Genomic DNA, 13,228 nt, shown 5'->3' on the forward strand with positions numbered 1-13,228 from the left:
ACCGCTTAGCGGTCGGAGCCGGGTAGTTTACGCCGTCCTCTGGGATGAGGTGAAAGACAAGCTGAAGATGAGTGGGCTCTCCCTTTCGGGGGGACAGCAGCAGCGTCTTTGCATTGCCCGCACCTTGGCCATCCAGCCGGAGGTTATCCTGATGGATGAGCCTTGTGCCTCGTTGGATCCCATCTCCACGTTGCGCATTGAGGAGTTGCTCAAGGAACTGGGCCGTCGCTACACGATCATTATCGTTACCCACAACATGCAGCAGGCAGCGCGGGTCTCGGACTTCACCGCTTTCTTCAATACGGAGATCGATGACGAAGGGATCCGCTACGGACGGATGGTGGAGTTTAACCGTACCGAGAAAATCTTCAACGCTCCCGCCCACTGGGAAACGGAAGAGTACGTGAGCGGACGGTTTGGCTAATCTGCTGTTGGCGCTCCCTCAATTCTGGTCAGGTGGGATCCCGCTCGCCTATTCTAATGGGCGGGAAGATCTATGCAAGGTGAGGCACCGGCGAGATGGCCAAGCGGGTGCGTCTGGATAGCTGGTTGGTGGAGCGCGGATATTTTTCCTCACGCCAGCAAGCGCAACGCTCCATTTTGGCAGGAGAAGTCTTTCTAAATGGGGTGCGGGCGGAAAAGCCTGGAACCTGGGTGAGCGGGGATCCAGCGGTGCAAGTCCAGTCTGGGCCTGCTTTTGTCTCACGGGGGGGAGAAAAGCTACAGGGGGCGCTGCAAACTTTTCCTGTTCAGGTGCAGGGTCGTATTTGTTTGGATGCGGGCATTTCCACAGGAGGTTTTACAGACTGCTTGTTGAAACGGGGAGCCCAGCGGGTCTACGGAGTGGATGTGGGCTATGGGCAACTGGCCTGGTCTCTGCGAACCGACCCACGGGTCATCCTCAAGGAACGAACCAATCTGCGCTACCTGCAGCCTGTCGATCTCTACGGAACGGAGGTGCCTACTCCAAGCTGGCCAGATCTGGCAGTGGTGGATCTCTCTTTTATTTCCCTAACCAAGGTGTTGAATCCTCTCTGGAACCTGTTGCGCCCGCCGCGGGAAGCTTTGTTGCTGGTGAAGCCCCAGTTTGAGGCGGGCCGAGACCAGGTGGGTAAAAAGGGGGTGGTACGGGATCCGGTTGTCCATGCCCGCGTGCTGGAGACGGTGATGCGCTCGGCCGTGGCCCAGGGCTGGCAGGTGCAAGGCTACACGTGGTCGCCCATCACTGGCCCTGCCGGCAATATCGAGTATTGGCTCTGGCTGGCTGAAGGAGAAGGGATCCCTCTCCCCAGCGGCAGTGCGCTACAACAGATGAGCGAGCAGGCGAGAGCGACTTTACATGCATAGATCGTCGATTTTGTCAATAAGCTAATGTGCTGGATTGAGGGAGATGAGCCAAAAAATTGAAGAATTATTTCAGGAAGGGATTCGGCGCTATGAATCCGGGGAAGCAGCCAAGACGTTAATTCCCTCTTTTGAGTCAATCTGTAAGGGATCCCCAAAGGCGGCGGCGGCTTGGACGTGCTTGTCCTGGCTTTATCTTCTGGAGGGGCAGGCGGAAAAAGCTCTGAAGGCCGCTCAAACTGCTGTAAAGTTGGATCCGGTGGATGCTCAGCCCCGTGTGAATCTGACCCTGGCCATGCTGGAGCTGAAAAAAACGGGGGTACGTCAGCAGGTGGAGACCATCAAGCAAATCTTGGCACGGGATCCCGAGCAGATTGAGGGCGTCAAATCCAACCTGAAGGAGGGAGGGAACCGCCGTCCCGCTTGGCCCCACTTGAGCAAGATTTACAACTGGCTTTTTGAAGAAGATTAAGTGACCCTATTCCTGGTTTTGCAACAAGATTTTAGGAAAATCTAGGGCTCGTTATTTTAATCTACAACTCTTAGCGATGTCCTCATGGGGTCGGTGCTAGACTTCAGGTGCTAGACTTCATTGTACCCAATCGCAAGATGAAATCCATTTATCCATAGGGGCTAGCTCTCATCGCCTTCCCTTCGCCGGACTCAATTGATGAGATTGGGCTCTGGGTTGGTGCGAGATGCTTGGCCCGGTGGTGGCTGTACTTTTTACGCTGCACTTCATTGTATTGCGGTGCGGGCTGTATTGCCGCTGCTTCCATAGCCGCTGAGATCGAGTCCTATTTTCGAACCTTACTCTTTTGACCCCTTTGACCGCAAATGGGAGGAACTTTAAGATGAACCGTCAGATTGTTTGGGTTAAGAGCGATACCCGAAACCACCAAGGCCACTTCATCCCCCAGTCTGAGTATACTTTGGTCGAGGCTGACCAAAATGGCTGGGCGTTGATCTGTGCTGACAATGCCCGCTGCTATTATGTGGATCCCGAACAACTCCGGTTTGAAGCGGGATGAGGGCTGTTGCCACCTATTCAGGGCTTTTTGACCTCAGGGTGTAGGAGAGCCGGATTCCCGTCATGCATTCTCCCCATGCCTTTGGCGTGGGGTTTTTTATGGGATAAGGCAGAGGCCGGCAGCGGACTTGGTAGCGTTGGATGCACTTGTAACCCCGTCCATATGCTTGAATGAGGCCACTTTAGAGGGGTGGGCTTGGCCGGCAATCCTCACCCCATCCGCATACCCAAAAGGGGGTTTATCCATGTTGAACATTGGGCGGCAGTGGCCACGTTGGCTAAAGATATTGGTTATCACAGTTGTATTTGGCGTCGGTATTGTAGCTCTGACCATCGCCAGTTCGCCGGGATCCCCCAAGGCCTCTCACCCGCTGGATCCCCTGACTGCCGAGGAAATTAAAATGACGGCCAGCGTTATCCGCAAGGCCGAGAACTTGGCCGAGGATGCCACCTTTGTGCTGATCGATCTGCGGGAGCCCGACAAAGCCGAGGTGCTCAGCTTTCAGCCGGGGGATCCCTTTCGCCGAGAAGCTTTTGCCATCGTTTACGAACCGAAGGCCAACCGCACCCACGAAGCCATTGTCGACCTGATGGAAAACAAGCTGGTTAGCTGGACGGAAGTGACCGGTGTGCAACCGGCGATGGTGAGCAGCGAGTTTGGGTTGGCCGCAGAAGTGGTGAAGGCGGATCCCGGCTGGCAAGAGGCAATGCGCAAGCGGGGGATCACCGATTTCGACCGCGTGGCTGTGGATTGTTGGGCGCCGGGCAACTTGAGCGAAGAGGAAAAAGCCTCCGGAAATCGCTTCTGTCGCGGCATTTCCTACTACAAAGGCGACAACTGGAACTACTACGGTGCCCCCATTGAAGGGGTTTTGGCCACTGTGAACCTGAACACGGGAAAAGTCTCAAAGCTGATCGACGATGACACCCTTGTGGCCTTCTCCAAAGAGAGCTTTGACTACGACCTCGCTTCTCTGGGCAGCGTTCGCCCCGCCCCCAAACCTCTAAAAATTACCCACCCCGGGGGCGCCAGCTACGACATCAAGGGTAACGAGATCACCTGGCAAGGCTGGAAGTTCCGCTACCTGATGCACCCGCGCGAGGGATTGGTGCTCTACACTGCTCGCTACCAAGAGGGAGAAGAAGAACGGCCTGTGTTCTACCGGGTGAGCCTCTCGGAGATGGTGGTGCCCTACGGGGATCCCGATGAAACCTGGTATTTCCGCAACGCCTTTGATGTGGGGGAATACAACTTTGGCTTGCTCGCCAACACCATGGAGCTGGGCAAGGAGGTACCGGAGAACGGCCTGTTGCTGGATGCCGTCTTTGCCGACAACGATGGGGAGCCCTACGTGATGCCGGGGGTGATTGGCCTCTACGAGCGGGATAACGGCATGCTCTGGAAGCACTACGAGTACAACACAAAGCGCAACGATGTGCGCCGCAGCCGTGAGTTGGTCATGACCATGACCGCCGCCATCGGCAATTACGACTACGGCATTAGCTGGGTGTTTCACCAGGATGGCACCTTTGAAGTGCAGGCAGATCTGACCGGAATCGTCTTGGCCAAGGGTACAGATGCTGTGACGACTGCTGACGCGGATCCCTTTGCCCCCCTGATGGCACCCAATGTGGGCGGTACCAACCACCAGCACTACTTCAGCTTCCGGCTGGATATGGATGTGGATGGCACCGACAATGCCGTTATGGAGATGAACCTCAAGCCCCTGCCCCAAAGCCCCGACAACCCGGCAGGCAACGCCTTCATCATGGAGGAGAAGCATTTGCTCAGCGAAAAAGAGGCCGTACGGGACTTGAACATGGCCAGCAGCCGTAAGTGGGTCATCGTCTCCAGCAGCAAGACCAACGCCCTCGGCGCTCCTACCGGCTACGCCCTCATGCCCGGCCCCAATGCCATGTTCCTGCCGGTCGAGGGATCCAACGTGCGGGAGCGGGCCGGATTTGCCACCCACCACTTCTGGGCTACCCACTACCAGCCCGGCGAACTGTATGCTGCTGGCCCTTATCCCAACCAAAGCGGGCCTGGAGAAGGATTGCCGAAGTGGGTGAGCGACGACCAACCTCTAGAAGGGGAGGATCTGGTGGTTTGGTATTCCTTGGGCGTTTCCCATGTGCCGCGCCCAGAGGATTGGCCCGTCATGCCTGTACACAGAACGGGCTTTAGGCTGGTACCTTGGGGCTTCTTCGACCGCAACCCGACAATCAATCTAGCGGAGCCGGCCTGATACTCGACTGGAATCTGGTTCAAGTTCAACTTTCAATACAACTTTCAATACAGAGGGTCTGGTCTGTCCCAGGCCCTTTTTGACTGCCACTTAGGGAGATTCCCAGGGTTAACCCCGCTCTCGCATGGCTTCGGCCAGCAGCCGGGCCACTTCTGGTCGAGAAAACTCCGGCGGGGGCACTTCACCGCGGCGCAGCATTTCCCGCACCTTGGTACCTGAGAGGTGAATGCGCTGGTGAGGCTGGCTGGGGCTGGTCTTGGCCGTGGCCATGGTGCCGGTGACGGTGCAATAGAAAGCATGTTCAAACTTCAAGGGAATGATGCCCAGCTCCCCCGGCTGGAACTCATCGAAAATGTGTTGGGCATCGTAGGTACCGTAGTAGTTCCCCACCCCGGCGTGATCCCGCCCCACAATGAAATGGGTACAGCCATAGTTTTTGCGAATGAGAGCATGGAAAATAGCCTCGCGGGGGCCGGCGTAGCGCATCGACGCAGGGTTGATGGCCAAGATCACCCGCTCCTTGGGGTAGTACTTTTCGATCAACACCTCGTAGCAGCGCATACGCACATCGGCGGGAATGTCGTCGCTTTTGGTAGCCCCCACCAGCGGGTGCAAAAATAGCCCGTCCACAATCTCCAAGGCACATTTTTGGATGTATTCATGGGCGCGGTGGATGGGGTTGCGGGTTTGGAAGCCTACAATGGTTCTCCAGCCTCTTTCCCGAAACAGTTGCCGCGATTGGGCCGGGTCAATCTGGTAGGCCGGAAAAAGAGGGTGGGCATCCCGCTGCAGGAGGGTGACGGGGCCGGCCAAATAGACGGATCCCTGCTCGTAGAGCACCTTTACCCCTGGATGCTGCTCATCGGTGGTGCGATAAACTTGCCGGGCTTCGTATGTTTTATCGTAGGTGAACTTCTCGGTCAGCTCCAGTAAGCCCAGGATCTTGCCCTCGGCACTGGCCAAGGCAATCATTTGCCCCTCTTTCAGACCCGCTGCCACTTCTGAGGAGACCGGCAGGGTGACCGGCAGCGACCAAGCCAAGCCATTGGCCAGGTGCATTGTTTCCAGAACGGCCTGGTAATCTTCCCGCCCCATAAACCCCGTTAGCGGGCTGAAGCCCCCAATGGCGATCATCTCCAGATCCGATTGGGCCCGCTCGTCGAGATAGAGGATGGGGCAATGTTCGGCTTTGGAACGCAGCTCCTGCGCCTGCTCAGGCGGGGCAATGCAGTTGATCAGGGTGCCCCCGTGGGGCGGAATGGCATCACCAGCAGGGAGAGTCGATGGAGATTGGCTCATGAGAAGGGCACTGAGAACAAAGGTTATCCAATCCAATATCCAACTATCGAATCCCGGATCTCCAGGAAGCAGGGAAAAAAGCACAGGTCGGGCTGAAAACAGGAGGGAGCAGAACAGGTGGAGACCCCATCCAAATCACGCCCTTAGGGATCCCCTCCATCCCGGTTAATCCAACAAATAGGGGGGCATGCTTTCATCGGTGGCTGATACATTGTCGAAGATGGGCCGATTCATGATCTTCTTTTGCGCGTGCAGAGGCGAGGATTGGGGTTTGGGCTGAATGATGGGGGCTTGCTCTTTGGGTTTCCGTAACTCCTGGATGGTTTTGGCCCGCTCGTCCGCGACCGCTTGCAACTGCGCCAGCGCCTTTTGCAATTCGTCCCGATGGGCAGTAACCTGCTGCAATTGAGCTTGCAGGGTAGAGACTTTGTTTTGGTAGTCTTGCAAGAGTTGTTGAGCTTCGGCCAGTTGGCTTTTGAGGGCTGCAATTTCCGGCAATTCTGGGGTTGGTTCTGGGGGAGACTGAGAAGACATCGTTGTCGGCTCCTCGCCTGTGGGAGTAGACTCTGCGGAGGTGGGCTCTGAACTGGTTTTAGCACCGGCCTTGCGCCGAATTCCGCCGGAGCGGCGGGAAGTTTCCCCCGACGAAGGAAAGAGGCTACGGTCAGATCCGGTCACAAGAGCACCTCGCGTTCAACCAACTGTAGCAGCCGCTGACACACCGCCGATCCAGGCCGATAGTCCATCACCGTCAAGCCGTAGTCAAAGGCGATGCGCAAATCGCTGCTATCTGGAATAGTAACGGGTGAAAGCACATCCGCAAAAATCTGTTGCGCTTGCACATACAATTGCCCGGTATGGGATCCCGACCAAATGCCCCCCGGCAGATAGCGGTCATCCAGCATTGTCAAAATGGCGCGGGCTTGGCTTAGCTGGCCTTTCAGGGCCTCAATGTAGCGCAAGGTTACTTCCGTGCAGGAGAAATCGGCGCGGTTGAGCCGCGTCGGGATCAACACCCGCTGGGCCACCCGCAGGGCATTGGCGGTGAGGGCATTCAGTTCTCCCGGCGTATCGAGAAAGATGAAGTCGTAGTCCTGCAGCAAGGGATCCAGTTGGCGCTGCAACAGATCCTGACCCGTCTCTCCGGCAGCAGCCAGTTGGGCCGCCACTTCCGCCATGGTGCTGTGGGAGGGCGCCACATCCACTCCCTTGTCCGTGCAGTAGATCACCTCTTCCAGAGGACGTTGGTGCTGCGGGTGTAAGCTGGCCCAAACCGTTTCCGGTGCCGGCAAGGATCCGGCCTCTTCCAAGTAGAGACTGCTGGCAGTGGCCTGGGACGTGAGATCGATGAGCAGAACTCGGTATCCCCGCTGGGCCGTCAACTGAGCCGCGTGGACGCAGAGGGTGGACTTGCCAGTGCCCCCTTTGTTGTTGGTAAAGGCCAGGATACGCGCCATCAGCTCTCCCTGCATTCTGTCTTGCCAACTTGTTCCCCTTTCCGAGCAGCCCGGCCAGATCCGACAGGACAGTCGTTGAGGTGGCCCCGCAGCAGTCTATGCTATTGGGTGTAGCCTGGTGGAGGACAACCATGCGCGATGTACTGGCGATCATCTTGGGAGGTGGGCGTGGCACCCGACTTTATCCCCTGACCAAGCGCCGCGCTAAACCTGCTGTGCCCCTGGCCGGCAAATACCGCCTCATCGACATCCCGGTCAGCAACTGCATCAACTCCGACATCGAAAAAATCTACGTCCTCACCCAGTTCAACTCGGCCTCTCTGAACCGCCACATCGTCAACACCTACCGCTTGTCTCCCTTTACAGGCGGCTTTGTGGACGTTTTGGCGGCCCAACAAACCCCTGACAATCCCGATTGGTTCCAAGGCACCGCCGATGCCGTTCGCCAATACCTCTGGCTGATGGACTCCTGGAAGCCGCGGGACTTCCTCATCCTGTCTGGGGATCACCTCTACCGCATGGACTACCGCCCCTTCATCCACCATCACCGGCAGGTGGGAGCCGATGTGACCCTGGCGGTGCTCCCCTGTGAAGAAAAAGTGGCCTCGGGTTTTGGCTTGCTCAAGCTCGGCGAAAACGGTCGCATTGTGGATTTCAAGGAAAAGCCGAAAGGAGATCTGCTGAAAGCCTGTCAGGTGGACACCCAAGCCCTCGGCCTCAGCCCGGAAGAGGCCAAAGCCAAACCCTACATTGCCTCTATGGGGATTTACGTGTTCAGGCGGGAAGCCCTCATCGAGATGCTCAAAGTCAAGGAGCACACCGACTTTGGCAAAGAGGTGCTGCCGGCAGCCATCGGCAAGTACCATCTGCAAGCCTACCTCTTCAAGGGTTACTGGGAAGACATCGGCACCATCGAGGCTTTTTACCGGGCCAACCTGGCACTGGTGCAGCAGCCCAACCCGCCCTTCAGCTTCTTCGACAGCGAAATGCCCATCTACACCCGCCCGCGCTTTTTGCCCCCCAACAAAATCCTCGACTCCCAGATTGTCAACTCCATGATCGCCGATGGTTGCATCATCAAAAACGCCCAAATTCGCAACTCCATCATCGGCATTCGCAGCCGCTTGGAGGCCAACACCATCATCGAAAACACCCTGGTGATGGGAGCCGATTACTACGAGTCGGTAGAAGAGCGGCAGGCCAGGCTAGAGGAAGGGATCCCACCGGTGGGCATCGGGGCCAACTCCCACATTGTCAACGCCATCGTGGATAAGAATGCCCGCATTGGGCGCAATGTCCGCATCCTCAACAAGGATCACGTCACCGAAGCGCAGCGGGAAGAGGAAGGGATCTGGATCAGCAACGGCATCGTCACCATCATCAAAGACTCGGTGATCCCGGACAACACCATCATTTGAGGGGGAAACAGGCCGGCCCTGGCCGAGAATGGGGCCGGGTGAGGCACAGAAACAGTGAGGCTTTTTCTGTTAAGATGGATACCGAGAGCTTTAAAACAAAAGACTGTGAGATCGCTGGAGTGTGTTTAGTAGAACTTCGCCCATTGCCGCTTTGGAAGTTTACGATCCGCAATTGATCTGCCGTTATTACCGCTGGCGCCTGCCCCAAGTGATTGGTCGGGCGCTGGCCATTCTCTGGCCTTTCTTGTGGTTTGTCCTCTGTTTGCGCTGGGATCAACTGTGGGGACACACTGATCGCAATGTGGGACGGCGCTCGGTGCAGTTGCGAAAGCTGCTCACCGACCTGGGGCCAACGTTCATCAAGGTGGGTCAGGCCCTCTCCACCCGCCCCGATCTGGTGCGCAAAGACTACCTAGAAGAACTCACCCAACTGCAAGATCAACTGCCGCCATTTCCTTCCGAGCAAGCATTTGCCCGCATCGAATCCGAGTTGGGCCGTCCGATTGCCGAGATCTTTGCCCAGATCTCTCCAGAGCCGGTGGCCGCTGCCAGCCTGGGGCAGGTCTACAAAGCGCAGTTGCACAGCGGCGAATGGGTGGCGGTGAAGGTGCAGCGACCCCATCTGCGAGAGCAGTTGAGCCTGGATCTGTACCTGATTCGCTGGGCCTCGACATGGCTGGGCCCCTGGCTGCCCTTAAACCTGGGCAGTACTTTGACGGCGGTGGTCGATGAGTTTGGCCGCAAGCTTTTTGAAGAGATCGACTACCTGCACGAAGGGCGAAACTGCGAGCGCTTCGCCGAATACTTCCGCGACGATCCGGATGTGTACGTGCCGCGCATCTTTTGGGCTTACAGCACCCGCCGGGTTCTGACCCTGGAGTGGATCGACGGCATCAAGCTGACGGATGTGGAGCGCATTCGAGCAGCCAACCTGGAGGTGAAACAATTGGTGCGTATCGGGGTGGTTGCTGCCCTCAAGCAATTGCTGGAATACGGCTTTTTCCACGCGGATCCCCATCCGGGCAACCTGTTCGCCCTGGCCGATGGTCGCTTGGCCTACATCGATTTCGGCATGATGGATCAGCTCACCGAGGAAATGAAGGAGTACTTGGTGGATGCTCTGGTTCACCTGGTGGATCGCGACTACAACGCCCTGATTGATGACTTTATTCATCTGGGCTTTTTGCAGCCGGATGTCGGCCGCCAAGAGCTGATCCCCGCCTTGGAAAAGGTGCTGGCAGACGTGCTGACCCAAGAGGTGGTCAACTTTAACTTCAAAACGGCCACAGATCAGTTCTCCGACTTGATGTACCGCTACCCCTTTCAGGTGCCCTCCCACTTTGCTCTGGTGATCCGCTCTTTGGTGACCCAAGAGGGAGTAGCCCTCAGCCTCTATCCCCAGTTCCGCATCGTCGGTGTGGCCTATCCCTATGTGGCCAAGCGCCTGCTGACGGATGAATCGCCGCGTATTCGCCAACGGCTGCTGCAAGTGTTGATCAAGGATGGTAAGTTCCGCTGGAACCGCCTGGAGAACCTGATTCAAATTGCCCGCAGCGATGGGGGATTGGATTGGTTACCCACCGCCCAAACGGGTTTGCGCTACCTGATGTCGGAAGAGGCCCGCGATCTGCGTCGCCAGTTGGTGCTTTCCCTCACAGAAGATGATCGCCTTCACTTTGAGGAGCTGCAGCGCCTGTGGCGGTTGCTCAGCCCTGAACTTTCCCCGGCCTACCTCTGGCAGGCGACGCTGAGATCCCTACCCTCGACCGGCGATCTGCAACACACGCTTGCCGAGTTGAGGGAGCAGGTGCAAGCCCATCTGGAACATCTCAGCCGCTGGCGGCTACCTCAACCTTGGTCGGATTTGCTGGCAGGAGTGGGACAGGAAAGGTAGAACGGAAGAAGATGACTCAAGTTTATTGTTATTGAGCTGGACAAAAGCGTGGCAGATCAGAAAGGTGACTTCATTGCGGGTGTAGTGACTGGCGCCCTGTTGGGAGGGATCATCGGCGGGGTCATTGGGTTTGTGCTTGCCCCTCGACTCAGAAAGGGATCTGCCGAAGGCCAACGCCAGGATCCGGATCGTCTCAACGGCACCTCGGTAGCCCCTGAACGACCGCGCCTCAGTGCTTCGGGTGAGTCGGCCATGTCCAGCGACTGGAAGAAGTGGGAAAATGAGGCAGAACGAATTGCCCAAGCCCGCCGCACTCTAGAGGCCAAGATTGCCGAGTTAAACGAGGCGATCCAGGCCACCCGGGCTCAGTTGCTTGTCAAGGAAGTGCCTGCCCCTGCTGCTGAGGAAAACTCTTGAGCTTGAGCGGGAAGAAGGAACCTCAGGGGTCTCCCGCCCATGTCAAACTAGAGGCGGCAATGGCTTTCTGCCTTGCATCTTTGGATGGGTTGCCATCGGATGTGAGGTTTGCCTCTGCTGACGGCGTTTGGTCTGTCTGACTGATCTGTGTTTTGTTCATTCCCTTCTCTGAACCGCTATGATGCTTAGCCACTTGTTGTCTCCTCTCGCCTGGATGGACGGCCTCTCTCTGGGGTTGGTCTACGGCACTGCCGGGTCGTTGCTGTTCCGCTCCCTTTACCAGTTCATCGTCATTTACAATGCTCTGCTGATCGTGCGGATCTTGCTGAGCTGGTTCCCGCAACTGAACTGGTCTAACCCCATCCTGTCGGTGCTCAGCCAACTCACCGATCCCTATCTCAACCTGTTCCGCGGCATCATTCCCCCCATTGGTGGCTTGGACTTTTCCCCCTGGTTGGCCTTCATTTTGCTCAGCTTTGCCATGCAGGTGGTGGGCCAGTTTGCCTAGCCGCTGTAGCACTGGATTCATCTGGATAGGCCGGGATCCCTTTACGATGGAGAGCTGCTTTTTTCGTTGCCCGCCATGCAGATCCCCGGCGTTGCCCACTACTGGCTGCTGAATGCTCAGGTTCCCCTGTCGGTACTGAAGGAGGCGGTGCCAGGAGCTGTTCCCAACCGCGATAACCTGGTGTTGCTGGATCTGGAAATTGAAGGGGGGCAGATCCGCCAAATCCAGGCGGCAACAGGGATCCCGCCCCAGGGGATCCCCGGCGTGGATCTAAGGCGGGGCCAAGTGTGGCCGTGTTTTGTGGACATCCATACCCACCTGGACAAGGGACATGTGTGGCCGCGCACCCCCAATCCCGATGGTACCTTTGCCGGGGCGAGGCAGGCCGGCCAGGAAGATTGGGTGAAGATGAAGCAAGCCTATGACGGGGATCCGGAGCAGTTTCGGGAGGATCTCTACCGTCGCTTCAGCTTTGGTTTGCGCTGCAGCTATGCCCATGGATCCCAGGCAGTGCGCACCCATCTGGTCTGTGAGAATCCTCAGGTTATGGGGGCCAACTGGGAGGTGTTTGTCCAGTTGCGCCGAGAGTGGGCGGGCAAGCTGGAACTCCAGGCGGTCACGCTTCTGAGCTTGGATACCTTTCTCACCCCTGCAGGGGAAAAGCTGGCGGACAAGGTGGCGGAAGTGGGCGGGATCCTGGGTGGGGTGGCGGCGATGGGGCCGGAACTGGATCGGCAATTGGATCGGGTGTTTGCCCTGGCCAAGGAGCGGGGCTTGGCTCTGGACTTTCATACGGATGAGACGGATGATCCGGGATCCCTCACGTTGAGACACGTAGCAGCGGCGGCCTTGCGCAACGATTTTCCCCATCAGGTGGTGTGTGGCCATTGCTGTAGCCTGGCCGTGCAACCGCCGGAGGTGGCCCACAAGACTATGGCCTTGGTCAGAGAGGCGGGAATTGCCGTGGTCAGCCTGCCCATGTGTAACCTATATTTGCAAGCCCGTAACCCCGGCCATACCCCCCGCTGGCGGGGAGTGACGCTGTTGCATGAGCTGAAGGCTTTGGGCGTGCCGGTGATGATAGCCAGCGATAATTGCCGGGATCCCTTTTATGGCTTTGGGGATCACGATGGCTTGGAGGTGTTCCGGGAGGCCACCCGCATTTTGCACCTGGATACCCCCTATGGGGATTGGCCACAGGCGATTACCACCACCCCTGCCCGCATCATGGGCTTGACCGAGCGAGGGCAAATTGGGGTGGGGCTGCCGGCAGATCTGGTGCTGTTCAAGGGACGTGGCTTTGACGAGCTGCTCTCGCGACCCCAACATGACCGGGTGGTGTTGCGTCAGGGGCAGGCCATCGACACCACTTTGCCGGACTACAGCGAGCTGGACGACCTAATGGAGAGGGTGGGAGCAGCGGTTAGTTCTGGCTCCAAGCAGTAGAGCAGGGTTACTTGAATTGCAGCGAAGCAGCTTGGGGATCCCTGGCGTTTCTCCCCAGAGTGGGAAAAATGAAATTTGGAGTCATGGGGTGGGTCGGTTATCCCCAGATTAGGGTGAGATCCACCACAAAGCCAGGAAGAACGGGATCCCCAGACAAGCTGGTAGGTCG

At 57.5% G+C, this 13,228-nt stretch carries 12 protein-coding genes; 9 read left to right on the forward strand and 3 right to left on the reverse strand.

Going from position 1 to position 13,228, the window contains the following annotated elements; translation table 11 throughout:
- The 4 genes from NW856_RS12615 to NW856_RS12630 all read left to right on the forward strand — a co-directional run.
- Window positions 1-424 (forward strand): ATP-binding cassette domain-containing protein (locus tag NW856_RS12615; RefSeq protein ID WP_414400553.1); only part of this gene is annotated, 424 nt, incomplete at its 5' end.
- A gap of 95 nt (window positions 425-519) precedes the next feature.
- A complete protein-coding gene (locus tag NW856_RS12620) occupies window positions 520-1,347 on the forward strand; it encodes a TlyA family RNA methyltransferase (protein WP_414400554.1) in 828 nt (275 codons plus the stop codon).
- Between the two features lie 43 nt (window positions 1,348-1,390).
- Window positions 1,391-1,816, forward strand: coding sequence for a hypothetical protein (locus tag NW856_RS12625; protein ID WP_414400555.1), 426 nt, complete (start codon window positions 1,391-1,393; stop codon window positions 1,814-1,816).
- A gap of 803 nt (window positions 1,817-2,619) precedes the next feature.
- Window positions 2,620-4,620, forward strand: coding sequence for a primary-amine oxidase (locus NW856_RS12630; protein ID WP_414400556.1), 2,001 nt, complete (start codon window positions 2,620-2,622; stop codon window positions 4,618-4,620).
- A 108-nt stretch (window positions 4,621-4,728) separates the two neighbouring features.
- On the opposite strand, the gene sat is transcribed toward NW856_RS12630, so the two are convergent.
- The 3 genes from sat to NW856_RS12645 all read right to left on the reverse strand — a co-directional run bounded on the left by sat (window position 4,729) and on the right by NW856_RS12645 (window position 7,376).
- The gene (gene sat, locus NW856_RS12635) at window positions 4,729-5,919 is read right to left on the reverse strand and encodes a sulfate adenylyltransferase (RefSeq protein ID WP_414400557.1); all 1,191 of its coding nucleotides are present in this window, start codon (window positions 5,917-5,919) and stop codon (window positions 4,729-4,731) included.
- Between the two features lie 165 nt (window positions 5,920-6,084).
- A complete protein-coding gene (locus NW856_RS12640; RefSeq protein ID WP_414329683.1) occupies window positions 6,085-6,453 on the reverse strand; it encodes a hypothetical protein in 369 nt (122 codons plus the stop codon).
- Between the two features lie 140 nt (window positions 6,454-6,593).
- Window positions 6,594-7,376: a ParA family protein gene (locus NW856_RS12645; RefSeq protein WP_414400558.1), complete on the reverse strand. Its 783-nt coding sequence runs from the start codon at window positions 7,374-7,376 to the stop codon at window positions 6,594-6,596.
- A gap of 131 nt (window positions 7,377-7,507) precedes the next feature.
- On the opposite strand from NW856_RS12645, the gene NW856_RS12650 reads away from it, so the two are divergent.
- The 5 genes from NW856_RS12650 to NW856_RS12670 all read left to right on the forward strand — a co-directional run bounded on the left by NW856_RS12650 (window position 7,508) and on the right by NW856_RS12670 (window position 13,059).
- Entirely contained in the window at window positions 7,508-8,794 is a 1,287-nt protein-coding gene (locus NW856_RS12650) for a glucose-1-phosphate adenylyltransferase (protein ID WP_414400559.1), read from the forward strand.
- 121 nt (window positions 8,795-8,915) lie between these two features.
- Window positions 8,916-10,688 (forward strand): ABC1 kinase family protein, encoded by a 1,773-nt coding sequence (locus tag NW856_RS12655; protein WP_414400560.1) that lies wholly within the window; start codon window positions 8,916-8,918, stop codon window positions 10,686-10,688.
- Between the two features lie 84 nt (window positions 10,689-10,772).
- Complete coding sequence (locus NW856_RS12660) at window positions 10,773-11,105, forward strand: hypothetical protein (protein ID WP_414400561.1); 333 nt, start codon at window positions 10,773-10,775, stop codon at window positions 11,103-11,105.
- A gap of 178 nt (window positions 11,106-11,283) precedes the next feature.
- Complete coding sequence (locus NW856_RS12665) at window positions 11,284-11,613, forward strand: YggT family protein (protein WP_414355873.1); 330 nt, start codon at window positions 11,284-11,286, stop codon at window positions 11,611-11,613.
- Window positions 11,614-11,688: 75 nt separating this feature from the next.
- Window positions 11,689-13,059, forward strand: coding sequence for a cytosine deaminase (locus NW856_RS12670; RefSeq protein ID WP_414400562.1), 1,371 nt, complete (start codon window positions 11,689-11,691; stop codon window positions 13,057-13,059).
- Window positions 13,060-13,228 lie beyond the last annotated feature (169 nt).

This window comes from Synechococcus sp. R3-13 (assembly GCF_047462195.1).
GTDB lineage: Bacteria > Cyanobacteriota > Cyanobacteriia > Thermostichales > Thermostichaceae > Thermostichus.